The sequence below is a fragment of the Pedococcus sp. P2_E5 genome (assembly GCF_056403895.1).
Window position 1 is genome coordinate 1 of sequence record NZ_JBFUEP010000006.1, and the last position, 22,927, is coordinate 22,927.

Sequence of the window (22,927 nt, forward strand, 5' to 3'; positions counted from 1 at the left end):
GGTTGCACCCTGTCCGTCAACGAGGACCTTGTGCTGGGACGAGCCTGATGCCCTGCTGGAAGCGCAGGCCTGGATGACGACCGGGATGATCATCGGGCGGCGGCGGATCTTGCCGCCGACCCAGCCGCCGATCGCCCTGCGCATGACCTGCTCGAGCTGGTGGGAGTCGGTGACGCCGTTGCCCGTGGCCTCGGCGAGCGCCTGCTCGATCTTGGGTCGCACCTGGCTGAAGATCTCGTCGTCCTCGGCGAATCCCCGGGCCTGGATCTCGGGCCCCGCGGCGATCTTGCCGGTGGCGGAGTCGATCACGACGATCACCGAGATGAACCCCTCGTCACGCAGGATCCTGCGGTCCTTGAGCAGCGCCTCGTCGAACTCACCCACCGAGGACCCGTCGACGTAGACGTAGCCGCAGGGCACTGCCCCGACGATGCGCGCGACACCGTCGACGAGGTCGACGACCACGCCGTCCTCGGCCAGCACGACCTGCTCGCGCGGCACCCCGGTCTGGACCGCGAGCTCGGCGTTGGCGACGAGGTGGCGCCACTCGCCGTGCACGGGCATCACGTTGCGGGGCTTGACGATGTTGTAGCAGTACAACAGCTCACCGGCGCTGGCGTGACCGGACACGTGGACCTTGGCGTTGCCCTTGTGCACGACGTTGACCCCGAGCCGCATGAGGCCGTTGATGATGCGGTAGACGGCGTTCTCGTTGCCGGGGATGAGGGACGAGGCCATGAGGACCGTGTCGCCCTCCCCCACGTCGATGCGGTGGTCGCGGTTGGCCATCCTCGACAGCGCAGCCATCGGCTCGCCCTGCGACCCGGTGCAGATCAGGACGACCTGGTCGTCGGGGAAGTTGTCGAGCTTCTTGACGTCGACGAGCACGCCGTCGGGCACGTGGAGGTACCCCAGCTCGGCCGCGATCCCCATGTTGCGCACCATCGAGCGGCCCACCATGGCGACCTTGCGCCCGGCCGACTCGGCGGCGTCGAGCACCTGCTGCACGCGGTGGACGTGCGAGGAGAAGCAGGCCACGATGATCCGGCGCTGGGCGTCGCGGAACACCTTGTCGATCGCCGGGGCGATCTCGCGCTCCGGCGTGGTGAACCCGGGGACCTCCGCGTTGGTCGAGTCCGTCATGAACAGGTCGACGCCCTCCTCGCCCAGTCGGGCGAAGGCGCGCAGGTCGGTGAGCCGGTTGTCCAGCGGGAGCTGGTCCATCTTGAAGTCACCGGTGTGCAGGATCGTCCCGCCCGGCGTCCGCACGAACACCGCGAGCGCGTCGGGGATCGAGTGGTTGACCGCCACGAACTCGCAGTCGAAGACGCCGAGCTTCTCGCGCATCCCCTCCTTGACCCCGAGGGTGTAGGGCGTGATCCGGTGCTCCTTGAGCTTGGCCTCGATCAGCGCCAGGGTCAGCATCGACCCCACGACCGGGATGTCGCGCTTGAGCTTGAGCAGGTAGGGCACCGCGCCGATGTGGTCCTCGTGGCCGTGGGTGAGGACGATCGCCTGGATGTCGTCGAGCCGGTCCTCGAGGTACTCGAAGTCGGGGAGGATCAGGTCGACGCCGGGGTGGTGGTCCTCCGGGAACAGCACGCCACAGTCGATGATGAGCAGCTGGCCGGCGTGCTCGATGACGGCCATGTTGCGGCCGACCTCGCCGAGGCCGCCGAGGGCGATGATGCGGACACCGTTGGCAGCGAGCGGCCGCGGGAGGTTGAGCTCGGGGTGGGGATGACTCACAAAAGTCCTGACTCGGTGAGACCGGCGCGCAGCTGCGCGACCTGGTCGGGGGTGGCTTCGACGAGGGGCAGGCGCACGGTCGCGGAGTCGATGACTCCGAGCTCGACCAGGGCGGCCTTGGCCATGATGGCTCCCTGCGTGATGTTCATGACGGCGTTGACGGCCGGGACCGCCTGCCGGTTCAGCTCCTGCGCGCGGGCGAGGTCGCCCTTGTCGACGGAAGCGACCATCTCGGCGTAGATGTCGCCCGCGACGTGGCCGACGACCGACACGACGCCGATGGCGCCGTTGGTGAGGTGGGCGAGGTTGAGGGCGTCGTCACCGCTGAACCACAGCAGGTCGGTCTGCCGCATCACCTCGGTGGCGGCGAACAGGTCGCCCTTGGCGTCCTTGACCGCCCGGATGCGGGGGTGCCGGGCCAGCCGCAGGTGGGTCTCCGTGTGGATCGGGACCCCGGTGCGTCCGGGGATGTCGTAGACCATGACCGGCAGGTCGCTCGCGTCGGCGACCGCCTCGATGTGCCGGGCGATCCCCTCCTGCGGAGGCTTGTTGTAGTAGGGCGTCACGACGAGCAGGGCGTGGGCCCCGGCCCGGGTCATCGCCGTGGCGAGCTCGACGGAGTGGGCGGTGTCGTTGCTGCCGGCCCCCGCCGTGATCGCGGCCCGGTCGCCGACCGCCTCGAGGACGGCCTTGAGCAGCTCGACCTTCTCGGCGTCGGTCGTGGTGGGCGACTCCCCGGTCGTGCCGCTGACGACCAGTCCGTCGTGGCCGTGGTCGACCAGGTGGGTGGCCACGCGCTGGGCGGCGTCCAGGTCCACGGATCCGTCGGGACGCATCGGGGTGACCATGGCCGTGACCACCCGGCCGAACGGAGACGTCGCACTCATACCGGCAGGTTATCGCCCCCGGGTGCACCGCTCGCGTCCCGCACACCCTGCGGTCGCCAATTTGGCGGGAAGGCGCCGCCCCCTGGCGCCATCGAGCCCTCCGCCGTGCGCACGGGGAGGTATGCCGCGTGGCCGGCCACGCGGCTTACCTCCCGGTTGGTGGGCGGGTCCCGGCAGGTGTCACCGGCCGGCGTTACGCTGCGTGCGTGCAGCAGTATCTCGACCTCCTCGACCACGTCATGACGACCGGCACGGACAAGTCCGACCGCACGGGCACGGGCACGCGCTCGGTGTTCGGCTACCAGATGCGGTTCGACCTCTCCGAGGGCTTCCCGGTCCTGACGACCAAGAAGCTCCACCTCAAGTCGATCATCGGCGAGCTGCTGTGGTTCCTGCGCGGCGCCTCCAACGTGCGGTGGCTCCAGGAGCGCGGCATCACCATCTGGGACGAGTGGGCCGACGACAACGGCGACCTGGGGCCGGTCTACGGCTACCAGTGGCGGTCCTGGCCGACACCGGACGGCGGCCACGTCGACCAGATCGCCAAGGTCATCGACTCGATCCGCACCAACCCCGACAGCCGCCGGCACATCGTGTCGGCCTGGAACGTCGCCGACGTCGACTCGATGGCGCTGCCGCCCTGCCACACGATGTTCCAGTTCTACGTGTCCCCCGCGGTGGACGGGCACCGGGCCAAGCTCTCCTGCCAGCTCTACCAGCGCTCGGCCGACATCTTCCTCGGCGTCCCCTTCAACATCGCCTCCTACGCGCTGCTGACGATGATGGTCGCGCAGGTCTGCGACCTCGAGCCGGGCGACTTCGTGCACACTCTCGGCGACGCCCACCTCTACTCCAACCACGTCGAGCAGGCCACCCTCCAGCTGACCCGTGAGCCGCTCCCCCTGCCGCAGATGAAGATCGCCTGCGGCAAGGACATCGACCAGTTCGACCTCGGCGACTTCGAGCTGGTCGGCTACCAGGCCCACCCGTCGATCAAGGCGCCGATCGCGGTCTGAGCCGTGCCGATCGCGGTCAGAGCCGTGCCGGTCTGGGCCGTCGGGCCCAGCCACCACGACCACGCTGTCGCTAACCTGTGCCCATGACCAACGTGACGCTCATTGCCGCGGTCGGCCGCAACGGCGTCATCGGGGCCGACAACGACATGCCGTGGCACCTGCCCGAGGACTTCGCGTACTTCAAGCGGACCACGATGGGCCACCCGATGGTGATGGGCCGCAAGACCTTCGACTCCATCGGGAGGGTGCTGCCTGGCCGCCGGACCATCGTCGTGACGCGCCAGCCGGACTGGAGCCACCCCGACGTCGAGACGGCCCACTCGCTCAGCGAGGCGTTGTCGCTGGCGGGTCCCGCGGCCGAGGTGTTCGTCTGCGGGGGTGGGCAGGTCTACACCGAGGCGATGCCGTGGGCGCAGCGGTTGCTGATCACGGAGGTCGACCAGTCGCCCGAGGGTGATGTGCGCTTCCCCGACATCGACCCGGCCCACTGGAACGAGGTCCGGCGCGAGCGGCGCGACGGCTTCAGCTGGGTGACGTACGAGCGCCCCTGACCTCGACGACGCGACCGTGCCCGGAGCCCGACGCAGCACCGATGGCAGGATGCAGGGCATGGCCCACCAGCACGACCACGCCGGTCACTCCTCCTCCCCCGGACCGCTCGCCGACGCCAGCGTCCGGGTGGCGCGCGAGACCGACTCTCCCGCCGTGGGGCTCGTCCAGGCCACCGTGTGGCGCGAGGCGTATGCCGCGGTGCTGCCCGCGGAGGTGCTGGAGACCTTCGAGCCACAGGCCTTCGCGGCCGTCTGGCGCCAGTCCCTGGCCGCACCTCCGCAGGGGGTCTACCGGCTGCTCGCGGCGTGCGCCGGCGACCAGGTGGTCGGGTTCGCGGCCATCGGCCCGAGCCAGGACCCCGATGCGTCCCCGGGCACGGGTGAGCTCTCAGCCCTCGGGGTCCACCCGCAGGCACGTCGGGTCGGACACGGGTCACGCCTGCTGAACGCGGCCGTCGACACCCTGCGCGGCGCCGGTGCCGACCGGTTGCACACGTGGGTGCTGGCCAGCGACGAAGCCACCCGGGCCTTCCTGCTCGACGCGGGGCTCACCCCTGACGGCGCGTTCCGCGACCGGGTGATCTCCCCCGACGGGGGGACCGCGCGCGAGGTCCGCCTGGTCGCCGACATCACGCCGGAACCTCCGGGCCCGTGACCACGACCCTGACCCTGACCCCGGAACGACGTTCCCGGGTCGTGCGCCAGGGCCTGTCGGTGGCGCTGGCGACGGGGACGTACGGCATCAGCTTCGGTGCCCTGTCGGTGGCCGCGGGTCTGTCGATCCTGCAGACCCAGGTGCTGTCGCTCCTGCTGTTCTCAGGAGGGTCGCAGTTCGCGTTCGTGGGGGTCATGGCAGCCGGGGCGGCCGGCGGACCCGCCGCCATCGCCACCTCGACGCTCCTCGGCGTCCGCAACGGGCTGTACGGACTGCAGGTCGCGCGGATGCTCGACGTGCGTGGGCTCCGGAAGGTCTTCGCCGCCCAGCTGACCATTGACGAGTCGACGGCGGTCAGTGTCGCGCAGCCCGAGACGGTCGCCGCGCGACTCGGCTTCTGGGTGACCGGCGTGGGCGTCTTCGTCCTGTGGAACGCGATGACGCTCGTCGGCGCCGTCGTCGGCGACGCCATGGGCGACGCCCGCCGCTACGGACTCGACGCCGCCGCGGCGGCCGCCTTCTGCGCCCTGCTGTGGCCGCGGCTGAAGTCGCGGGACGCCGTCGCCATCGCAGTGCTGGCCGCGCTGATCGCGGTGCTCGTCGCTCCGCATGCTCCTGCCGGCGTCCCCGTCCTGGTCGCCGCCTGCACCGCGCTGCTGGCGGGCGTGTGGCAGCGCGCTCACCACGACCCGCCACCACCGCACCAGTGGCCCGACCAGACGCCGGTGAAACCAGGCCCTGCGACACCGGAGACCGCACGATGAGCACGTGGACCGCTGTGCTCATCGCGTCCGGGCTGGCGTTCGTTCTCAAGTACCTCGGCTACGTCGTGCCGGCGTCGTGGCTCGACGGCGAGCGGACGACGCGGATCACCTCGGCGTTGCCGATCGCCTTGTTGGCCGCCCTCGTCGGCGTGCAGACCCTGACCTCTAGCACGGGCGCGATCACGCTCGACTCGCGCGCTGCCGCCGTCGGTGTGGCCATGGTGGCGCTGGTGCTGCGGGCGCCGTTCATCGTCGTCGTGGTGCTGGCTGCCGCGGTCGCGGCGGGACTGCGGCTCCTCGGCCTGCCCTGACCCCACTGGTCAGGGCCACTCCTGCGCGTCCTCGAGGAACCGGTCGCCGGTCTGGATCCCGACGACGCAGAAGATCACCCCGCCCGGGTCGGCCATGATGACGTAGCTCTCCCGGTCGTCCACGGTGCTCGCACCCAGAGCCGTCAGCCGTGCGACCTCGGCACGGACGTTGTCCGTCTCGATGTCCAGGTGCACGCGCGGCGGTCCGTCCTCGAGTCGCTGGACCTCGAGGTTCAGTGACCCGATCTCGCCGACGCTCGCATAGGGACCGTCCTGGACCGGACGCACACCCTGGGCACCTGCCCAGAACGCGAGGCCGGCGTCGTAGTCCTCGCCGGGGTGGTCGATGAGGACGATGCCGATGCGCGAACGGTGCATGCCACCACGGTAGGCCGGGAGGGTCAGGGGCGCGAGGTACGCCAGGCCCTCACCGCGGCACGGTAGTGCGCCTGCTCGCCCTTGCGGTCCTTGGCGACCCGACAGGTCTCGGCCTGTTCGAGCTCGTCAGCCCAGGCGCCGTGGGCACCCGACTCCCGGGCCTGCACCATCATCCGCGCGCCGTCCCGGGCAAGCCTCACGAGTGGCACCATCGCCAGGAGCGCGACGACCGGGATGAGGATGACGGCGACGCCGAACAGCACGGCCACGGGCCGACCGTCCCGCACCAGCTCGACCCCACGCCACCCGATCGTGGCGCAGTAGAAGCCCAGCACCGCCAGCAGGACGAGAGCGGTGACCTTCTCGCGCACTCAGGCGTCCAGGCCGAGGTAGTGCTCCAGCCCGACGGTCAGCCCGGGGTGGGCGGCGACCCCGCGCACCCCCTCGAGGACACCCGGCATGAAGGAGGTCCGGTCGAACGAGTCGTGGCGCAGGGTGAGCATCTCACCCTCGCCACCGAGCAGGACCTCCTGGTGGGCGACCAGCCCACGCAGCCGGATCGAGTGCACGGGTATGCCGTCGACGCGTCCGCCGCGCGCCCCGTCGGGGTCCTGGGTGGTGGCGTCCGGGACGGCACCGAGGCCGGCGTCGGCGCGGGCGGCGGCGATGAGGCCGGCGGTGCGTGCTGCCGTGCCCGATGGCGCGTCCACCTTGTCGGGGTGGTGCAGCTCGACGACCTCGACCGACTCGTAGAACCGCGCGGCCTGCTGGGCGAAGCGCATCATCAAGATGGCGCCGATCGCGAAGTTCGGGGCGATGAGGACACCGACGGACGGGTGCTGGGTGAGCTGGTCGCGCACCGTCGCCAGGCGCCCCTCGTCCCACCCGGTGGTGCCCACGACGACGTGCACGCCACGGTCGACGCAGTGCGCCACGTTGGCCGGTGACGCGGCCGGGACCGAGAACTCCACGACGACAGCGGCACCGCCGAGGTCGCCGAGGTCGTCGCCCTGGTCGAACCGCCCGACCAGCTCCAGGTCCGGCGCGTCCGTGACCGCCCGGCATACCTGGGCGCCCATGCGTCCTGCCGCACCGATCACGGCCACCTTGATCGTGTCACTCACGGTCGCCAGCGTAGCCACCTGCCCACGACGACGGGCCCGGTCCCCCATTCGGGAGACCGGGCCCGTGGCTCGCGGAGGTGGTTCGACTACTTCACGAAGGCCGTGAGGCCGAGAACCACCGGGTCGTGGTCGGACGACCGGTACGGGCCCGGGTCGTGGAAGTCGGTCGAGTGGTAGTTGAACCGGCTGTACTCCAGGGCCACCGACTCACCGGAGTTGATGTTCCAGTGGTCGGCCCCCGTCGACATCCGCAGCGCGTGGTCGTTGACGAGGATGTGGTCCAGCGAACCGGAGAGCCCGCTGAAGGAGTAGGAGTAGCTGTTCGGGTCGAACCGGCTGCCGACGTCGGTGTAGCCCGCCTTGTAGAGGACGTCCAGCGGGTCCTCCATCGTGTACGAGTTGTAGTCACCCGCCATGACGATCCCCTTGGCGCCGTACTCGGCGGCGACACCGGGCACCCAGTCGCGCAGGGCCTGCGCCTGCAGGATGCGGCTGGTCACCGAAGCGCCCTGGCCGTCACCGCTGTCGGCGTCACCCGGGAAGGGACCAGCCGAACCCTTGGACTTGAAGTGGTTGACGACGAACAGGAACTTGTCGGCCTTGCCGGTCTTCGCCTTGAAGGTCTGGGCTATCGGCTCCCGGGCGTTGCCGAAGGCCTGGCCATCCTCGCTCTGGTCACCCAGGGCGCGAGACCGGTCGACGCGCATGACGGTGGCCGGCTTGTAGATGACGGCGCTGGTGATGAAGTCCTGCTCCTCGGGCGAGGGCAGGTCCGTCGAGGACGGGACGAACGCCCAGGTGCCGGCGCCTGCCTTGGCGTTCAACGCGGCGACGAGGGCCGCCAGAGCGGCGTCACGGTCGTGGCCGAACCGTGCGGAGTTCTCGATCTCCATCAGCCCGACGACGTCGGCGTCGAGCGCGCTGATCGCCGACACCTCCTTTTCGGTCTGTCGAGCGAGGTCAGCGGCATCCCAGGCACCACGGCGGGTGCAGGGGCTGCCGTCGACGCCGCGGACCGTGTCGCCGTTGTCGTTGCGGTCGTAGAAGGCCACGCAGGTCGGGTCGGCGTCGCCGAGATCGGTGAAGTAGTTCAGGACGTTGAAGGACGCGACCTTGAGGTCGGCAGTGCCGAGCTGGTTGATGTCCGCGGTGTCCGGCGCAGCCGTGCGGGTGTTCTCGAAGGCCACCGGCGAGGTCGCGTTGGCGGGGCCGACGACCTGGGCCGTCGGCTGGAAGCGCCACAGGTTGAAGCGGTAGTCCACGACGACGGGAGCGGTGAAGGTGGCCGCCTCCCCGACCCGGACCGGCGTGGTGGTGGAGACGTACGCGGGCGTGAGGTCGCCGTTGAGCAGGCACGGGATCGGTCGGCCGGCGCAGGTCGCTGCGCTGAAGCTGCTCGCCGTGAAGTTGCTGGAGGCACCGTCGTCGAGGGTCACCGCTCGCTTGGCGTTGTCGGCCACGACGGCCGCGGCCTCGGGGCTGCCGGGGGCACCCACCTCGGTGTTCTGCAGCAGCGGGTGGTCACCCACGGCCAGGCCGACCTCGCCGAACTGGTTGGTACCGAAGGTGTTGGTCACGGTGTAGTCGCCGGTGGGCTGGAAGAGCATGCCCTCGATCGACTCACGTCCGGCGTCAGTGGTCGGCCACGGCACGGTCAGTGGCTGGACCGGGCTGAACTCGCTGCCCGCGTCACTGATGTTCGCTGCCGACGCGGTGATCTCGGTCAGGGTCCCCGGGTCGGTGGACGAGCTCCGGAACTCGCTGACCGCACCCGTCACCTGGACGTAGTTGCCGACCTGGACGTCGGGGTCGAGCGGGCTGCCGGAGCCACCGGTCTGGAACACGAAGAGCCCGTCCGAGGCGGACGACGAGCTCGGCTCGGGACCGGTTCCCTGGGTCTGGATGTAGAAGCCGTGCAACCCGCCCGTGGGATAGGCCGCGGTGACGACCCCCTTGGTGGTCACCGTCTGCCCCGACAGCTGGGTGCTCGGACCCGTGCCCTGGATCTCGGGGATCGTCTTCTCCGCCGGTGCGGGCGGCGTGGTGCAGGTCGTGCCGCACGCCACCGGACTCGGGGCCCCGGCGGCGAAGTCGGCCGCGTTGTCGGCGGTGTTCTGCGGTCCCGCCTTGCGGCTGACCGACACGGTGTTGCTCGGGGCGGGCGTGGGGCCGGTCCCCGCGTAGTCGTTCGCCGTGCCGAAGCCGACGAAGTCGACCACGGAGGGCTGCCCGGAGCACGGGTTGAGCCCCGACTTCGCGGTGCACGGGGTGGCCGTACCGCCGAGCGGCGTGACGTTGTTGACGAGGGCCACCTTGCCGGCGCCGCCAGCCATCGCGATGGTCCCGGAGGCGTCGAACGGGACGTCGGTGGTCCCGGCCGTGCCCGCGGCCTCACGGACCACGTAGGTGCCTCCAGCCGGCAGGAACCCGGCCAGCCCGGTGACCTGCCAGGAGACACCGGTCGACCCGGCGTACTGCACCGACCAGCCGTTGAGGTTCACCGTGGACGCGCTGGTGTTGACCAGCTCGATGAAGTCGTTGCGGTACGTGGCGCCGGTGTTGCCGCCGCCGCCGTAGACCTCGTTGATCACCACGGGCGCATCGACCGAGGGCGCCGCGAGGGCACTCATCGGGGCGATGCTCACAACTCCAGCGGTGAGGGCTATGGCGCCCACCGCTCCCATCACGTGCTTGCGGGGTACGCGCACAGCAGTCCTCCAAGGCGAGCTCAGGATTGACAGCCCCGGGACGGTGGTCCGGGCCGATGGGGCATCACACCATGCCCACGGCAAATACGAAACGGCTGGGACCGGTCGCGAAGGTAAAGGTCAGGTCAGGGTTTCCCGCTGAGCTCTTCGAGCGGGACTGCGGGGTCGGCCAGCCGGTCCGGCGCGACCACGGCCTTCGACCGGATCAGTCCCTTCACCGCGTCACCGACGTCCCACACGTTGACGTTCATCCCCGCGGAGACCCGCCCGTCGCGCAGCCAGAACGCCACGAACTCCCGTGTCGCGAGGTCGCCCCTCACGACGACGTCGTCGTCCGGGCTCCCGAGACCGTGGTACTCCATCCCGAGGTCGTACTGGTCGGTGTAGAAGTAGGGCAGCTCCGCCTCCGGCCCTTCCTGGTCGAGCATCGCCGCGGCCACCAGCGGGGGTTGGTTGAGGGCGTTGGCCCAGTGCTCCACGCGGATCCGCTGCCCGAGGAACGGGTGCTCGACGTTCGCGACGTCCCCCACCGCGAAGATGTCCGCGTCGCTCGTGCGCCCGACGGCGTCGGCGGTGATGCCGTTGTCCACGTCCAGCCCCGCAGCCTGCGCGAGCCCGACGTTGGGCGTGGCCCCGATCCCCACCACGACGGCGTCGGCCGGCACGACCGAACCGCCGGCCAGCCGCACGCCCGTGACGGCGGAGTCGCCCTCCACGGCCTCGACCGTCACCCCCGTGCGCAGGTCGACACCGTGCTCGCGGTGCAGGTCGGCGAACACCTGGGCGATGGTCGGCCCGAGGACCCGCACCAGGGGCAGGTCGAGGGCTTCCAGCACCGTGACCTCGGCACCGGCCTCGCGCGCCGCCGCCGCCACCTCCAGCCCGATCCAGCCGCCGCCGATGAAGACGATGCGTCGCCCCGGGACGAGGACGGCACGGATCGCCTGGCTGTCCTCGATGGTGCGCAGGGAGAACACCCCGTCGAGGTCGGCACCGGGGATGGTGAGCCGTCTCGGTGCGCTTCCGGTCGCCAGCACCACCCGGTCGTATGCCGTGCGCTCACCGGTGTCGGCCACCACCTCGTGCGCGTCGCGGTCGATGCTGACCACGGTCCTACCGGTGCGCACGTCGACGTCGTGACCGGCATACCAGCTCTCGTCGTGGACGAAGACGTCCTCGAGCTTATCACCGGTCTTGAGGTAGTCCTTGGACAGCGGCGGTCGCTCGTACGGCAGGTGCGGTTCGCTCGCGAACAGCACGACACGCCCCTCGAAGCCGCGCTCGCGGAGGGCCTCGGCGGTCTTGGCGCCAGCCAGCCCGCCCCCGATCACGACGAAGGTCCGGTCGTCAGTCATGCGTCATCCTCTGGCTCGGCTCTCTGTTCTCACTACTCCACTCTCTAAAGGAGTGTTAAATTGACTTTAGGAGTGGTGTCCCCATTAGTCAACGAGTCGTTCGAGGAGCCTGATGTCGCCGGAAGCCCACGACGTGCACGACGTGCACGACGGCATCGAGTCCGTGGGCGCCCTCGCCGAGCCGTCTCGACGGGCGTTGTACGACCACGTGTCCAGGCAGCGCACGGCGGTCAGTCGTGAGCAGGCGGCCGAGGCCGTGGGGCTGCCGCTGCACTCGGTGAAGTTCCACCTCGACCGGCTCGTCGACGAGGGCCTGCTCGAGGTCGAGTTCCGCCGCCTGAGTGGCCGCCAGGGGCCGGGAGCCGGTCGGCCGTCCAAGCTCTACCGCCGCGCCCGTGGCGAGGTGTCGGTGTCGCTCCCCGCCCGGCAGTACGACCTGGCCGCCGCCGTCCTCGCCGATGCCGTCGGTCGCGTGGGGCGCGGACACCTGACGCTCGACCAGGCGATCGACGCTGCCGCGACCGACGCGGGGCGAGCGCTGGCCGTGGGCGCTGCCCGCCCTCGTGGCCCGCGGGCCGAGCTCCGCAGCGTGTCGGAGCTGCTGGCCAGGCACGGCTACGAGCCCTCCCCCACCGAGGACGAGGCCGAGCTCGAGCTGGCCAACTGTCCGTTCGACCGACTCGCGCGCGAGCACACCGACCTGGTCTGCGGCATCAACCTCGCCCTGGTCACCGGCGCCGTCGAGGCACTCGGGTGCACCCACGTGCAGACCCGCCTGGAACCCGCCCCCGACCTGTGCTGCGTGCGCGCCCGCCAGGTGCCCTGACGCGCTGCGGCCCCGCCCCGCACCCCCAAAGCCAGCGGGCCGGCATACCGATGAGGTATGCCGGCCCGCTGTCAGGTGCGGTGGTGCGTGGGCTCAGCCCGCCGCGTCCTCCGACGTGGCCGGAGCCGCGCTGTCGGACACGTCGGCCCCACGGTCGTCGGCACCGCGCTCACCGCGGCCGCCACGACGGCGGTTGCGGCTGCGGCCACCGTCACGACGCTCGCCGCTGTCCTCACGCTCACCGCGCTCGTCGCGGGGCGCCTCGGCGTCGGCGTCGGCGTCGGCGTCGGTGCCTGCGGTCGGGGCCGGGGCCGCGTCGCCTGCCTCGGCGTCGCCACCCTCACCCTCCGCGAGCACCGCACCGAGCGACAGCTTGCCGCGCGGGTCGATCTCCTTGAGCTCGACCTGGACCTTCTGGCCCACGGCCAGGACGTCCTCGACGGCTTCGATCCGCTTGCCACCGACGAGCTTGCGCACCTCGGAGATGTGCAGCAGGCCGTCCTTGCCCGGCAGGAGGGAGATGAACGCGCCGAAGGTCGTGGTCTTGACCACGGTGCCCAGGAAGCGCTCGCCGATCTCCGGCATCTGCGGGTTCGCGATGGCGTTGATCTGCGCCCGGGCGGCCTCGGCCGAAGGGCCGTCGGTCGCACCGATGTAGATCGTGCCGTCGTCCTCGATCGAGATCTGCGCGCCGGTCTCGTCCTGGATCTGGTTGATCATCTTGCCCTTCGGCCCGATGACCTCGCCGATCTTGTCGATCGGGACCTGCACCGAGATGACGCGAGGAGCGAAGGGGCTCATCTCGTCGGGCGCGTCGATGGCCTCGTTCATGACGTCGAGGATGTGCAGGCGGGCGTCGCGAGCCTGGGTCAGCGCGCTGCCGAGCACCGAGGCGGGGATGCCGTCGAGCTTGGTGTCGAGCTGGATGGCCGTGACGAACTCGCGGGTGCCGGCGACCTTGAAGTCCATGTCACCGAAGGCGTCCTCGGCACCGAGGATGTCGGTCAGCGCGGCGTACTGCGTCTCGCCGTCGACCTCCTCGGAGATGAGGCCCATCGCGATGCCCGCGACCGCGGCGCGCAGCGGCACACCGGCGTTGAGCAGCGACAGGGTGGAGGCGCAGACCGAGCCCATCGACGTCGAGCCGTTGGAACCGAGAGCCTCGGACACCTGGCGGATCGCGTAGGGGAACTCCTCGCGCGTCGGCAGCACCGGCATCAGGGCACGCTCGGCGAGCGCTCCGTGACCGATCTCGCGACGCTTCGGCGAACCCACCCGACCGGTCTCACCGGTGGAGTAGGGCGGGAAGTTGTAGTTGTGCATGTAGCGCTTGCGCGTCACCGGCGACAACGTGTCGAGCTGCTGCTCCATGCGGAGCATGTTCAGCGTGGTGACGCCCATGATCTGGGTCTCGCCGCGCTCGAAGATGGCCGAACCGTGCACGCGGGGCAGCACCTCGACCTCAGCGCCCAGGGCGCGGATGTCGGCGAGGCCACGGCCGTCGATGCGGACCTTGTCGCGCAGGATGCGCTGACGGATCAGCTTCTTCTGCACGGACTTGTAGGCCGCGGACAGCTCCTTCTCGCGGCCCTCGAACTCGCCGGCGAGCTTCTCCTTCATGGAGTCCTTGAGCTCGTCGATGCGGTCCTCGCGCTCCTGCTTGCCGGCGATGGCGAGCGCCTGCGTCAGGTCGTCCGAGGTCGCGGCCTCGACGGCGGCATACGTGTCGTCCTGGTAGTCCAGGAAGATCGGGAACTCCTGGACCGGCTTGGCGGACTTGCTGGCCAGGTCGGCCTGGGCCTCGCACAGAACCTTGATGAACTTCTTGGCGGCCTCGAGGCCCTCGGCGACGACCTCTTCGGTCGGAGCCTGCTTGCCCTCGTTCTTGACGAGGTTCCAGGTCGACTCGGTGGACTCGGCCTCGACCATCATGATCGCGACGTCATCGCCCGCGATGCGGCCCGCGACGACCATGTCGAAGGTCGAGCGCTCGATGTCGGAGAAGTTCGGGAAGGCAACCCACTGGCCGTCGATCAGGGAGACGCGGACGCCACCGATCGGACCGGAGAACGGCAGACCCGAGATCTGGGTGGAGGCGCTGGCCGCGTTGATGGCGAGCACGTCGTACTGGTGGTCGGGGTTGAGCGCGAGCACCGTGATGACGACCTGGACCTCGTTGCGCAGACCCTTGGTGAAGGTCGGGCGCAGCGGGCGGTCGATCAGGCGGCAGGTGAGGATCGCGTCGGTCGACGGGCGACCCTCGCGGCGGAAGAACGAGCCGGGGATCTTGCCCGCGGCATACATCCGCTCCTCGACGTCGACCGTCAGGGGGAAGAAGTCGAAACCTTCGCGCGGGTGCTTCCCGGCGGTGGTGGTGGAGAGGAGCATCGTGTCCTCATCCAGGTAGGCGGCAACTGCGCCACCGGCCTGCTTGGCCAGGCGTCCGGTCTCGAACCGGACCGTGCGGGTGCCGAACGAACCATTGTCGATGGTCGCTTCGGCGAAGTGGATCTCTGGACCCTCCATTGGGCCCTCCTTCTTTTTTTCTGGTGACCCTGGTGCATCGTCGTTGTGCACGGGTGTTCTTCATGGGTGGTGCTCAATCTCGGGCGGCATCGATGCCGACCCCATGCGAGAGGGACGGCCCTCATGGAGGACCGTCCCTGTCGAATGCTTAGCGGCGCAGACCGAGGCGCTTGATCAGCGAGCGGTAACGCTCGACGTCGACGCTCTCGAGGTAGCGCAGGAGCCGGCGACGCTGGCCGACCAGGAGGAGCAGGCCGCGGCGGCTGTGGTGGTCGTGCTTGTGCTGGCGCGAGTGCTCGGTGAGGTCGAGGATGCGCTGCGTCAGCATCGCCACCTGGACCTCGGGGGAACCGGTGTCGCCCTCGTGCGTGGCGTACTCGGACATGATCTTCTTCTTGACGTCGAGGCTCAACGGCATGGGTCGGCACTGCTCCTTCGTGTGATCGTTGCGCGGTGCGCCAGGGCTGGTTCACCTGGGCTCTCTGGATCCGCGGCCGGTCTACGGCGGCTCCAAGGTTACCAGCGGGCGGGTTGCGTCCCTAATCGGTCAGCGGGTGGCGGCTGCGGGGCCGCTCCGCTCCACCATCACCCGACCGGATGCGCCCGGCGGCCACATCCGGCACCTCGGCGCAGGGCCCGGCATACCGGATGCGCCCGGCGGCCACATCCGGCACCTCGGCGCAGGGCCCGGCATACCGGATGCGCCCGGCGGCCACATTCGGAAGCCACACCCGGCACCCCTCCGGCACCCCTCCTGCCGGTGACCTCACGCGTGCCCCGGGAAGTGCTGCTTCCACTCCTCGCTGGTGACTCGTCCGGGCAGGCCCAGGGACACCATGGCACTCTGCACCCGCTCGAGGGTGCGCGCCGGTTCGCGGTAGATGCCCTTCGCCAGCACCACGACGAGCCGCCAGCCGTCGCTGTCGAGCTCCTCCCTGCGCTCGACGTCACGCTCCCACTGACGGGTGGAGTCCGCGTGCTGACGCCCGTCGTACTCGATCGCGAGTCGGTGGGCCGGATAGGCGAGGTCGAACCGGCGCCTCCAGTGGCCGAGGTCGTCGTACTCGACATGGTTGACGACTGGCTCAGGCAGTCCGGCGAGCACGAGCAGCAGCCGCAGACGGCTCTCCATCGGCGAGTCGACCTCGGCGCGGACCAGGCTCGCCGCCCGGCGCAGCCTCTTCTGAGCGACCGAGCGACTGGTTCCGGAGGCGGCGTCCCCCAGGGACGCGGGGAGGCAGCGTCCCGCCTTCACCAACGAGTCCCCCAGGACCACCAGGTCGACCAGAGTCAGGTCATCAGCGAGCCCGACGAAGGTCGCCTCTGCCGACGTGATGGGGACTCGGCGGATCCGGGCGGCCCGGCCGGTCCCGCGGCGCGCGTCGATGCCTGCAACCCGTAGCCGTCCCGACGGCAACGTCAGGTGGACGTCGGCCGTGTGCGGCACGACACCACCGAGGAGGCTTGCCGCGGTGTGGCGCGAGACCATCGCGCCCTCGGGGGCGAGCGTGAGGGCGGCCCGCGCGCGCACCTCGTCGGTGACCTCGACGGAGGCAGGCAGGTAGAGGTCGTTGAAGAGCCTGACCCACCGCGGGCCGCGCAACTGACCCTCCGTGATGCCGCGTTCGCGCGCCGACGCCCGGGTGAGGAACGTGACGGGCCCGGCACTGCTCGTCGTGGGTGGCGTACGGTCTGCCATGCGGCCAGCCTCCCCGATCAGGTCGAGGCGCCCGGCCGGTTGTCCACAGGTCTGGCGAGCCCTCAGGTCCACCCGGATGCGGCTCAGGGGCGCATTCGGTGGTCAGCCGACGATCTAGCAGGACCGGATGTGACTCCAGGGCGCATCCGGTCGCGGGCCGCGGCGTCGGGGCGCTCGGTGGTTGGATGGGGACATGCAGATGCCCAAGCACAGTGACGAGGACAAGGCCCGCTTCCGGAGCCTGATCAGCGACGCGCCGGGGGTCGAGGTCAAGCCGATGTTCGGCAGTGTCGGCGCGTTCGTCAACGGCAACATGTATGCCGGGTTGTTCGGTGAGGACGTCGGCGTCAAGCTCGACGCGGCGGGGATGGCCGAGCTCGAGGAGGTGCCGGGCAGCGGCCCCTTCGGACCGGCAGAACGACCGATGAACGGGTGGCTCTCATTGCCCCCCGACCTGTCCGACGACCAGATGTCGGCCTGGACGGACCGGGCGCGGGACCACATCGCGACCTTGCCGCCCAAGGTCAAGAAGGCAACCGCCAAGAAGACCACCAAGCCCACGCCGTAGTCCGGTCAGCCGCGGGCTCCCACAGGTTCGGGCTCACGTTCGCGCTCACGTTCGGCCTCACGTTCGGGCTCGGCTTCGGGCGCAGGGCGGGCGGCCGCCCGCGAACGCCCGTGCAGGAACGTTCGCGCCGGGCGCTCGACCAGGACGTGCATCAGCCAGGCGGCACCGCCCAGGACGAGCACCAGGGCCACCACCGCCAGACCTGCCGACCACCAGGCATCGTCGCCCCACTCGCGCAGCCAGGTGACGACCGGACGCATCAGGTAGTGGGTCATGTAGAGGCAGTACGACGCCTCCCCCGCGGCCACCATGAACGGCGTCGACAGCCAGCGCCACACCACGCCGCCAGCCGCCGCCACGACCGCCACGACCAGCCCCATCACCGGGGCCATCCAGTAGTCACCCGATGCGACGGCAGGAACCAGGGCCACCACGAGCACCACGACCGGCAGCAGCGGTACCAGCCGTCCGAGGGCCACACCGCCGCGCACCCAGGCGAGGCAGAGGAACACCCCGGCGACGAACTCGCCCATGATCCGCACGTAGAACATGTGCTCGAGGTTGCCGTTGGGCAGGGCGAACACCGCGAAGACGGTGAGCATCACGGCATACGAGAGGGCGGCGAGCAGCAGGGAGCTGCGGGCCCGGACCACACGCGCGGCGAGCACGAAGAGCAACGGCGCCACCAGGTAGGCGAACCATTCCGAGCCGATCGACCAGGCCGGACCGTTGAAGCTGGGCCGGTCGTTGAACCAGTTGTGCACCATGAGCACGTTCTGCCCGTATGCCGCGGGCGTGCGCCGCTGCCCGCCCTCGCCGATGCCCAAGGTGCCCATGGCGACGGCCATGGCGAGGTCGATGTTGAGCGCCACGAAGTGCACCGGCCAGACCCGCGCGAAGCGGTTGCGGATGAACGAGACCGTCGACTGCCGGGAGAAGGTCCGCATGGAGTCGGCGTAGTTGTAGGCCAGGATGAAGCCGCTCAACGGGAAGAACAGGTCCACGCCGAGGTACCCCGCACGCATCAGGGTGTCGGCAGGCATCGTCCACGGGGCGAGCGCCTCGAGGTCCGGGCGATAGTGGAACAGCACCACCCAGGCGGCCGCCAGGACGCGCAGCCCGGTCAGCGCGGGCAGCGGAGAGCGGCGCTCCGAGGTATGCGTCGGAGTCGCGGTGGGGGAAGTCAGGAGCTGGCCCCGGAAACCTCTGACGCCTCGGACGCCTCGGATGCCTTGGCCGACCACTCGTCGGCGCGGAGGGCATAGATCGCCAGGTCGGTCCACTGCTCCTTGAACCACGAGGCCTTCACGAACAGTGCCTCGCGGCGCATGCCCAGCCGTTCGCAGATGCGCGACGACGCGGTGTTGACCGGTTCGAGCTGGGCCCACACGCGGTGCACCCCGACCTCACGGAACGCGGCGTCCGCGATGGCCCGCGCCGCCTCGGTGGCATAGCCCTGACCCGCCACGTCGGGGGCGAAGACCCAGCCGATCTCGGCCTGCCGTCCGTCGTGGCCGTCGAGCCCGTCGAGGTGGATGAGCACGTCTCCGATGACCCGACCGCCGAGCTCGACCGCGAGCGTGAGGATCGGCGACTTCTCGTCGACGCGGCCGGCTGTGGCCCGCTCGGCCACCAGGTCCGCCACCTGCTCGCGGGTCTTGGGCTCGCCGGGGATGTACCGCACGACGGACGCCACCGACCGGTAGGCGAACACGTCGTCCTCGTCACCGGGACGGAGGCTGCGCAGGACGAGCCTCTCGGTCGTGATCGGCAGGCTGACGCGCGGCATACCGGGAGCTCCGAACTGTCCGCGAGCGGACGGTGAGACGACAGGGATCGGTGAGGCGGCGATCAGAGGTTGATCATGTGGCCGGCGATGCCCTCGACGGCTTCCTTGACCGCCTCGGACAGCGTCGGGTGGGCGAAGACGTTGCGGGCGACCTCGTCGGCGGTGAGGTCCCACTTCTGGGCCAGGGTCAGCGCGGGCAGCAGCTCGGTCACCTCGGGGCCGATGAGGTGGGCGCCGATGATCTCGTTGTGCTTCGCGTCGGCCACGACCTTGACGAATCCGACGGCGTCGCCGAGGCCCATCGCCTTGCCGTTGGCGGAGAACGGGAACTTCGCGACCTTGACGTCGAAGCCCTTCTCCCTGGCCTGCTCCTCGGTGTAGCCGAACGAGGCGATCTGCGGCTGGCAGAAGGTCGCCCGCGGGATGAAGTCGTACTCGACGGGCATGGTCTCGGCACCGGCCATGGTCTCGGCGGCGACGACGCCCTGCGCCTCGGCCGTGTGGGCCAGCATGAGCTTGCCGGTCACGTCGCCGATCGCATAGACGTTGTCGACGTTCGTGCGGCAGTGGTCGTCGATGGCGATGGCGCCGCGTTCGGTGGCCACGGCGAGGGACTCGAGGCCGTAGCCCTCGAGCCGCGGGGCGAAGCCGATGGCCTGGAGCACCTTGTCGGTCTCGATGACCGTCGACTCACCACCGGCGGCGGGCGACACCGTCACCTTCACCTTCTCGCCGCTGTCGTCGATCGACTCGACCTTGGTCGAGAGCAGGACCGTGACCCCGAGCTTCTTGTAGTGCCTGAGCAGCTCCTTGGACACCTCGGCGTCCTCGGTCGGCACCATCCGGTCGAGGAACTCCACGATGGTCACGTCGACCCCGAAGTTCTTCATGACGTAGGCGAACTCCACGCCGATCGCACCGGACCCCGCGATGACGATCGAGCCGGGCAGCTGGTCGGTGAGGATCTGCTCCTCGTAGGTGACGACGCGGTCCGACAGCGACGTCCCCGGGATGAGCCGGGTCGTGGCGCCGGTGGCGATGATCAGCTTGTCGAAGGTGACCGTCTGCTTCTCGCCGGAGCTGAGCGCGACATCCATCGAGGTCGGGCTGGTCAGCGTGCCCCACCCGTCGATCTCGGTGATCTTGTTCTTCTTCATCAGGAAGTGGACGCCCTTGACGATCCCCGCCGACACCGCGCGCGATCGGGCGTGGGCCGGGCCGAACGCCATCGTCGCGTCGCCCTCGATCCCGAACTTGTCCTTCTCGTGCGTCAGGATGTGGGACAGCTCGGCGTTGCGCAGCAGCGCCTTGGACGGGATGCACCCAACGTTGAGGCAGACCCCACCCCAGTACTTGGACTCGACCACGGCGGCCTTGAGACCGAGCTGGGAGGCGCGGATCGCCGCGACGTACCCGCCAGGACCAGCACCGAGAACTACGACATCGAAGTCAGCCATGGCGGTCAGCCTACTGACTGTCCCCCCATCGCCCCACTTCGCCCGTCGCTACCTCAGGGTGCGCAGGACCTCGTGGATCCGTCGGGCAGCGGGTGCGGCACCCTCGCCTCCGGTGCCGCCCTGGGAGACCACCACCGCCACGGCATACCGCGGCTTGGTGGCCGGTGCATAGGACACGAACCAGGCCGTGTCCTGCTTGCCGAACGCCTCTGCGGTGCCCGTCTTGCCCGCCACCGGCCACTGGTCGAGCGGGAAGCCGGCGAAGGCCCCCTTCGCCGTGCCCGACGTCACGACCCCCACGAGCGCCCCCCGCAGGAAGGACAGCGTGCCGGCGGGAAAGCGCACGCTTCCCGCCCTGACGGGAGCCACCGGGTCCGTGGCCCCGCCGGGGGCCACGAAGGCGCGCGCGACCTCCGGCTTCCAGAGCGTCCCGCCGTTGGCGATGGCCGCGTAGACCTGGGCCATCTGCAGGGGCGTCACCGTGATGTCGCCCTGGCCGATCGCGAAGTTGGCCGCGTCGCCGGCACGGAACTGGAAGCCGCTCTGACAGTTCTCGACGGCAAGTGCCTTGAGGTATGCCGCGCGGCTGGGGTCGGCGCCGGCCAGCTCCGGGTAGCCGGACCTGGCGCGCTTGCAGGTCTCGGCGTGGGTCTGGTCCCACTGTCGCTGCTTCCACGTCCGGTCGGGGATGCGCCCAGCCTGCTCCCCGGGCAGGTCGATCCCGGTGGTCCGGCCCAGTCCGAACGCCTCGGCCATCGCGACGAAGGGGTCCCTGGCATCGGACCTGGCGGCAAGTCCGCCCTGCGCCAGCCAGGACCGGTAGGCGAAGTCGTAGAAGATCGTGTCGCAGGAGACCTCCACGGCCCTGCGTAGCGAGATCGGGCCGTAGGCACGGGACTCGAAGTTGGCGAACCTGCGGTTCCCGATCGTGTAGCCGGACGTGCAGTTGTACGTGCCGTCGAGCGGGTTCCCGGCCCTGACCGCGGCAGGCAGGCTGACCACCTTGAAGGTCGAGGCGGGCGAGAACGCGGCAGAGGTCACCCGGGAGACCAGCGGCGTCCCGGCTGCCGCGTCGGTGAGGCGGGCGAGCTCGGCCGGGGTCACACCGCCCGTCCAGACATCCGGGTCGTAGGACGGGTAGCTCGCTGCCGCGACGACGCCACCGTTGGTGACGTCCAGGACGACCGCCGCGGCGGAGTCGGCCCGGTGACCGTGTGTGCGCGCGGAGGTGACGGCCGACGCCAGGGCAGCCTCCGCCGCCGACTGCACCCTGGCATCGAGGTTGGTGACGACGTCCCGACCCGGAACCGGGTCGGTCTGCCCGAGCCGCCGGGTGACGATGCCGCGGGGGTCGACTGCCACCGTGCTCGTCCCGGGCGTGCCGCGGAGCTGGGCGTCGTACTGCTCCTCCAGACCTGAGCGACCCACCAGGTCGAGGTCGCCGATCGCCCCCCTCGAACCCGCCACGTCCTCGGCGTTCGATCGGGCGAGGTAGCCGAGCAGGTGGGCCGCGTTGACGGTTCGCTGGGCTGGGTAGTCGCGCACCGGCTGGGCCGAAACCCCCACCCCTGGATAGAGGTCCGGACGTTCGAGGAGACTCAGGGCCTTGCGGGGATCGACGCCGCTGGCCAACGGGATCGGCACGTAGGCGGACCCGGCCCAGCAGACCGGCGCCGGGGGCGCCCCCTGCACACCGCAGAGCTGGGTGCGCCCCCACAGCTGGTCGAATCCGGCCCCCACCACACGGGCCACTCGATGGATGAGGTCGCGCCCGCCGTCCTCCGACTCGACGAGCACCGCCCGGTCGACGGTCACCACGGTCTCCGTCGTGTTGTCCACGAGCGGCAGACCGGTGCGGTCGAGGATGCGGCCCCTGACGGCCGGCTCGGTGACCGTGCGGGTGTTGAGGGTGTCCGCCGCGCGTTGGTAGTCCTCGTGGCCCACGATCTGGACCTGCCCCAGCCGACCGAAGAGCGTGCCCATGAAGCACAGGACCACCAGCCCGAGCACCCACACGCGGGGCGAGTGGTCCCGGACGACCCGCGAACGCTTCACGGTCGACGCCCGCCCTTCATCGTCGTCCTCGGGCAAGGCGCTGCTCGACGCTGACGAGTACGGGTACGAGCATCGCGCAGAGGAGGGCGGAGAGCAGCAGGCGCAGCCCGAGGACGTGCCACTCCACAGCAGCCCCGGACAGCACCGCGACCACGAGTCGTCCGGCCGCCACGAACACCGCGCCGCCCAGTCCCACGACGGCGACCCAGCCGAACGGCGTCTCCCCCTCGCGCCTGCCGGCCCCGGCGAGGAGTCCGGCCCCGGCATACACCAGGGCTGCGGTGCCGAGCGCGGACGAACCGGGCGGCATCAGGTCGACGAGCCAGCCACCCGCGAGGCCGAGCAGGGCACCGCGGGACGCGCCGGTGCGCAGGGCGCCGGCCACCACGACGGGGAGCACCAGGTCGGGCAGGACCAGCTGTGAGCGGGCAGCCAGGGTCACCGATGCCACGGCGGCGGCCAGCAGCAGGAGGCCACGAACCGTGAGGGCCAGGTTGGGCAGGAGCATG

The 22,927-nt window shown here is 70.4% G+C and carries 22 protein-coding genes and 1 pseudogene; 7 read left to right on the forward strand and 16 right to left on the reverse strand.

The window, feature by feature from the left end; all coding sequences use genetic code 11:
- Positions 1 to 66: 66 nt before the first annotated feature.
- Both AC1DVZ_RS03060 and dapA read right to left on the reverse strand, forming a co-directional pair.
- Positions 67 to 1,749 (reverse strand): annotated as a pseudogene (locus tag AC1DVZ_RS03060) (ribonuclease J); the annotation flags it as partial.
- Positions 1,746 to 2,636, reverse strand: a complete 891-nt coding sequence (dapA, locus tag AC1DVZ_RS03065; RefSeq protein ID WP_477616715.1) for a 4-hydroxy-tetrahydrodipicolinate synthase — start codon at positions 2,634 to 2,636, stop codon at positions 1,746 to 1,748. The pseudogene AC1DVZ_RS03060 and the gene dapA, both read right to left, overlap by 4 nt.
- A gap of 206 nt (positions 2,637 to 2,842) precedes the next feature.
- On the opposite strand from dapA, the gene AC1DVZ_RS03070 reads away from it, so the two are divergent.
- From AC1DVZ_RS03070 to AC1DVZ_RS03090, 5 genes are all read left to right on the forward strand, one after another.
- Complete coding sequence (locus AC1DVZ_RS03070; RefSeq protein ID WP_477616716.1) at positions 2,843 to 3,652, forward strand: thymidylate synthase; 810 nt, start codon at positions 2,843 to 2,845, stop codon at positions 3,650 to 3,652.
- Between the two features lie 83 nt (positions 3,653 to 3,735).
- Complete coding sequence (locus AC1DVZ_RS03075) at positions 3,736 to 4,203, forward strand: dihydrofolate reductase (protein ID WP_477616717.1); 468 nt, start codon at positions 3,736 to 3,738, stop codon at positions 4,201 to 4,203.
- Positions 4,204 to 4,261: 58 nt separating this feature from the next.
- Complete coding sequence (locus tag AC1DVZ_RS03080; protein WP_477616718.1) at positions 4,262 to 4,858, forward strand: N-acetyltransferase family protein; 597 nt, start codon at positions 4,262 to 4,264, stop codon at positions 4,856 to 4,858.
- Positions 4,855 to 5,622 (forward strand): AzlC family ABC transporter permease, encoded by a 768-nt coding sequence (locus AC1DVZ_RS03085; protein WP_477616719.1) that lies wholly within the window; start codon positions 4,855 to 4,857, stop codon positions 5,620 to 5,622. Before AC1DVZ_RS03080 ends, AC1DVZ_RS03085 begins: the two co-directional genes overlap by 4 nt.
- Positions 5,619 to 5,933 (forward strand): AzlD domain-containing protein, encoded by a 315-nt coding sequence (locus AC1DVZ_RS03090; RefSeq protein WP_477616720.1) that lies wholly within the window; start codon positions 5,619 to 5,621, stop codon positions 5,931 to 5,933. Before AC1DVZ_RS03085 ends, AC1DVZ_RS03090 begins: the two co-directional genes overlap by 4 nt.
- A gap of 9 nt (positions 5,934 to 5,942) precedes the next feature.
- Here the strand turns inward: AC1DVZ_RS03090 and AC1DVZ_RS03095 are convergent, their stop codons facing one another.
- The 5 genes from AC1DVZ_RS03095 to AC1DVZ_RS03115 all read right to left on the reverse strand — a co-directional run bounded on the left by AC1DVZ_RS03095 (position 5,943) and on the right by AC1DVZ_RS03115 (position 11,498).
- On the reverse strand, positions 5,943 to 6,311 hold the full coding sequence (locus AC1DVZ_RS03095) for a VOC family protein (protein ID WP_477616721.1): 369 nt from the start codon (positions 6,309 to 6,311) through the stop codon (positions 5,943 to 5,945).
- Positions 6,312 to 6,334: 23 nt separating this feature from the next.
- On the reverse strand, positions 6,335 to 6,682 hold the full coding sequence (locus AC1DVZ_RS03100; protein ID WP_477616722.1) for a hypothetical protein: 348 nt from the start codon (positions 6,680 to 6,682) through the stop codon (positions 6,335 to 6,337).
- Positions 6,683 to 7,435, reverse strand: coding sequence for a 4-hydroxy-tetrahydrodipicolinate reductase (gene dapB, locus AC1DVZ_RS03105; RefSeq protein WP_477616723.1), 753 nt, complete (start codon positions 7,433 to 7,435; stop codon positions 6,683 to 6,685).
- An 86-nt stretch (positions 7,436 to 7,521) separates the two neighbouring features.
- Positions 7,522 to 10,065: an ExeM/NucH family extracellular endonuclease gene (locus AC1DVZ_RS03110; RefSeq protein WP_477616724.1), complete on the reverse strand. Its 2,544-nt coding sequence runs from the start codon at positions 10,063 to 10,065 to the stop codon at positions 7,522 to 7,524.
- Between the two features lie 203 nt (positions 10,066 to 10,268).
- Positions 10,269 to 11,498, reverse strand: coding sequence for an NAD(P)/FAD-dependent oxidoreductase (locus tag AC1DVZ_RS03115; RefSeq protein ID WP_477616725.1), 1,230 nt, complete (start codon positions 11,496 to 11,498; stop codon positions 10,269 to 10,271).
- A 112-nt stretch (positions 11,499 to 11,610) separates the two neighbouring features.
- On the opposite strand from AC1DVZ_RS03115, the gene AC1DVZ_RS03120 reads away from it, so the two are divergent.
- Entirely contained in the window at positions 11,611 to 12,324 is a 714-nt protein-coding gene (locus AC1DVZ_RS03120; RefSeq protein WP_477616726.1) for a helix-turn-helix transcriptional regulator, read from the forward strand.
- A 93-nt stretch (positions 12,325 to 12,417) separates the two neighbouring features.
- On the opposite strand, the gene AC1DVZ_RS03125 is transcribed toward AC1DVZ_RS03120, so the two are convergent.
- From AC1DVZ_RS03125 to AC1DVZ_RS03140, 4 genes are all read right to left on the reverse strand, one after another.
- Positions 12,418 to 14,850, reverse strand: a complete 2,433-nt coding sequence (locus AC1DVZ_RS03125; protein ID WP_477616727.1) for a polyribonucleotide nucleotidyltransferase — start codon at positions 14,848 to 14,850, stop codon at positions 12,418 to 12,420.
- A gap of 148 nt (positions 14,851 to 14,998) precedes the next feature.
- Positions 14,999 to 15,268 carry a 30S ribosomal protein S15 gene (rpsO, locus tag AC1DVZ_RS03130; protein WP_140737145.1) on the reverse strand — a complete coding sequence of 90 codons (270 nt, stop codon included), beginning with the start codon at positions 15,266 to 15,268 and terminating at the stop codon, positions 14,999 to 15,001.
- Positions 15,269 to 15,389: 121 nt separating this feature from the next.
- Positions 15,390 to 15,581, reverse strand: coding sequence for a hypothetical protein (locus AC1DVZ_RS03135; protein ID WP_477616728.1), 192 nt, complete (start codon positions 15,579 to 15,581; stop codon positions 15,390 to 15,392).
- 35 nt (positions 15,582 to 15,616) lie between these two features.
- Positions 15,617 to 16,549 (reverse strand): DUF559 domain-containing protein, encoded by a 933-nt coding sequence (locus tag AC1DVZ_RS03140; protein ID WP_477616729.1) that lies wholly within the window; start codon positions 16,547 to 16,549, stop codon positions 15,617 to 15,619.
- A 193-nt stretch (positions 16,550 to 16,742) separates the two neighbouring features.
- Between AC1DVZ_RS03140 and AC1DVZ_RS03145 the strand changes: the two genes are divergently transcribed.
- The gene (locus AC1DVZ_RS03145) at positions 16,743 to 17,117 is read left to right on the forward strand and encodes a TfoX/Sxy family protein (RefSeq protein WP_477616730.1); all 375 of its coding nucleotides are present in this window, start codon (positions 16,743 to 16,745) and stop codon (positions 17,115 to 17,117) included.
- A gap of 5 nt (positions 17,118 to 17,122) precedes the next feature.
- On the opposite strand, the gene AC1DVZ_RS03150 is transcribed toward AC1DVZ_RS03145, so the two are convergent.
- The 5 genes from AC1DVZ_RS03150 to AC1DVZ_RS03170 form a co-directional block, all read right to left on the reverse strand.
- The gene (locus tag AC1DVZ_RS03150) at positions 17,123 to 18,415 is read right to left on the reverse strand and encodes an acyltransferase family protein (RefSeq protein ID WP_477616731.1); all 1,293 of its coding nucleotides are present in this window, start codon (positions 18,413 to 18,415) and stop codon (positions 17,123 to 17,125) included.
- Positions 18,301 to 18,906: a GNAT family N-acetyltransferase gene (locus AC1DVZ_RS03155; protein WP_477616732.1), complete on the reverse strand. Its 606-nt coding sequence runs from the start codon at positions 18,904 to 18,906 to the stop codon at positions 18,301 to 18,303. Before AC1DVZ_RS03155 ends, AC1DVZ_RS03150 begins: the two co-directional genes overlap by 115 nt.
- A 62-nt stretch (positions 18,907 to 18,968) precedes the next feature.
- A complete protein-coding gene (gene lpdA, locus AC1DVZ_RS03160; protein WP_477616733.1) occupies positions 18,969 to 20,363 on the reverse strand; it encodes a dihydrolipoyl dehydrogenase in 1,395 nt (464 codons plus the stop codon).
- 48 nt (positions 20,364 to 20,411) lie between these two features.
- Positions 20,412 to 22,418 (reverse strand): penicillin-binding protein 2, encoded by a 2,007-nt coding sequence (gene mrdA / locus AC1DVZ_RS03165; protein WP_477616734.1) that lies wholly within the window; start codon positions 22,416 to 22,418, stop codon positions 20,412 to 20,414.
- Between the two features lie 16 nt (positions 22,419 to 22,434).
- Positions 22,435 to 22,926: a hypothetical protein gene (locus AC1DVZ_RS03170; protein WP_477616735.1), complete on the reverse strand. Its 492-nt coding sequence runs from the start codon at positions 22,924 to 22,926 to the stop codon at positions 22,435 to 22,437.
- Between the last annotated feature and the right edge of the window lies 1 nt (position 22,927).

What these genes read in the sequence shown, in the direction of transcription:
- dapA (WP_477616715.1), bottom strand. Translation starts at nt 2,636, where the DNA reads ATGAGTGCGACGTCTCCGTTCGGCCGGGTGGTCACGGCCATGGTCACC.
- AC1DVZ_RS03075 (WP_477616717.1), top strand. Translation starts at nt 3,736, where the DNA reads ATGACCAACGTGACGCTCATTGCCGCGGTCGGCCGCAACGGCGTCATC.
- AC1DVZ_RS03080 (WP_477616718.1), top strand. Translation starts at nt 4,262, where the DNA reads ATGGCCCACCAGCACGACCACGCCGGTCACTCCTCCTCCCCCGGACCG.
- AC1DVZ_RS03090 (WP_477616720.1), top strand. Translation starts at nt 5,619, where the DNA reads ATGAGCACGTGGACCGCTGTGCTCATCGCGTCCGGGCTGGCGTTCGTT.
- AC1DVZ_RS03095 (WP_477616721.1), bottom strand. Translation starts at nt 6,311, where the DNA reads ATGCACCGTTCGCGCATCGGCATCGTCCTCATCGACCACCCCGGCGAG.
- AC1DVZ_RS03110 (WP_477616724.1), bottom strand. Translation starts at nt 10,065, where the DNA reads ATGAGTGCCCTCGCGGCGCCCTCGGTCGATGCGCCCGTGGTGATCAAC.
- AC1DVZ_RS03115 (WP_477616725.1), bottom strand. Translation starts at nt 11,498, where the DNA reads ATGACTGACGACCGGACCTTCGTCGTGATCGGGGGCGGGCTGGCTGGC.
- AC1DVZ_RS03120 (WP_477616726.1), top strand. Translation starts at nt 11,611, where the DNA reads ATGTCGCCGGAAGCCCACGACGTGCACGACGTGCACGACGGCATCGAG.
- AC1DVZ_RS03125 (WP_477616727.1), bottom strand. Translation starts at nt 14,850, where the DNA reads ATGGAGGGTCCAGAGATCCACTTCGCCGAAGCGACCATCGACAATGGT.
- rpsO (WP_140737145.1), bottom strand. Translation starts at nt 15,268, where the DNA reads ATGCCGTTGAGCCTCGACGTCAAGAAGAAGATCATGTCCGAGTACGCC.
- AC1DVZ_RS03140 (WP_477616729.1), bottom strand. Translation starts at nt 16,549, where the DNA reads ATGGCAGACCGTACGCCACCCACGACGAGCAGTGCCGGGCCCGTCACG.
- AC1DVZ_RS03145 (WP_477616730.1), top strand. Translation starts at nt 16,743, where the DNA reads ATGCAGATGCCCAAGCACAGTGACGAGGACAAGGCCCGCTTCCGGAGC.
- AC1DVZ_RS03155 (WP_477616732.1), bottom strand. Translation starts at nt 18,906, where the DNA reads ATGCCGCGCGTCAGCCTGCCGATCACGACCGAGAGGCTCGTCCTGCGC.
- lpdA (WP_477616733.1), bottom strand. Translation starts at nt 20,363, where the DNA reads ATGGCTGACTTCGATGTCGTAGTTCTCGGTGCTGGTCCTGGCGGGTAC.
- AC1DVZ_RS03170 (WP_477616735.1), bottom strand. Translation starts at nt 22,926, where the DNA reads ATGCTCCTGCCCAACCTGGCCCTCACGGTTCGTGGCCTCCTGCTGCTG.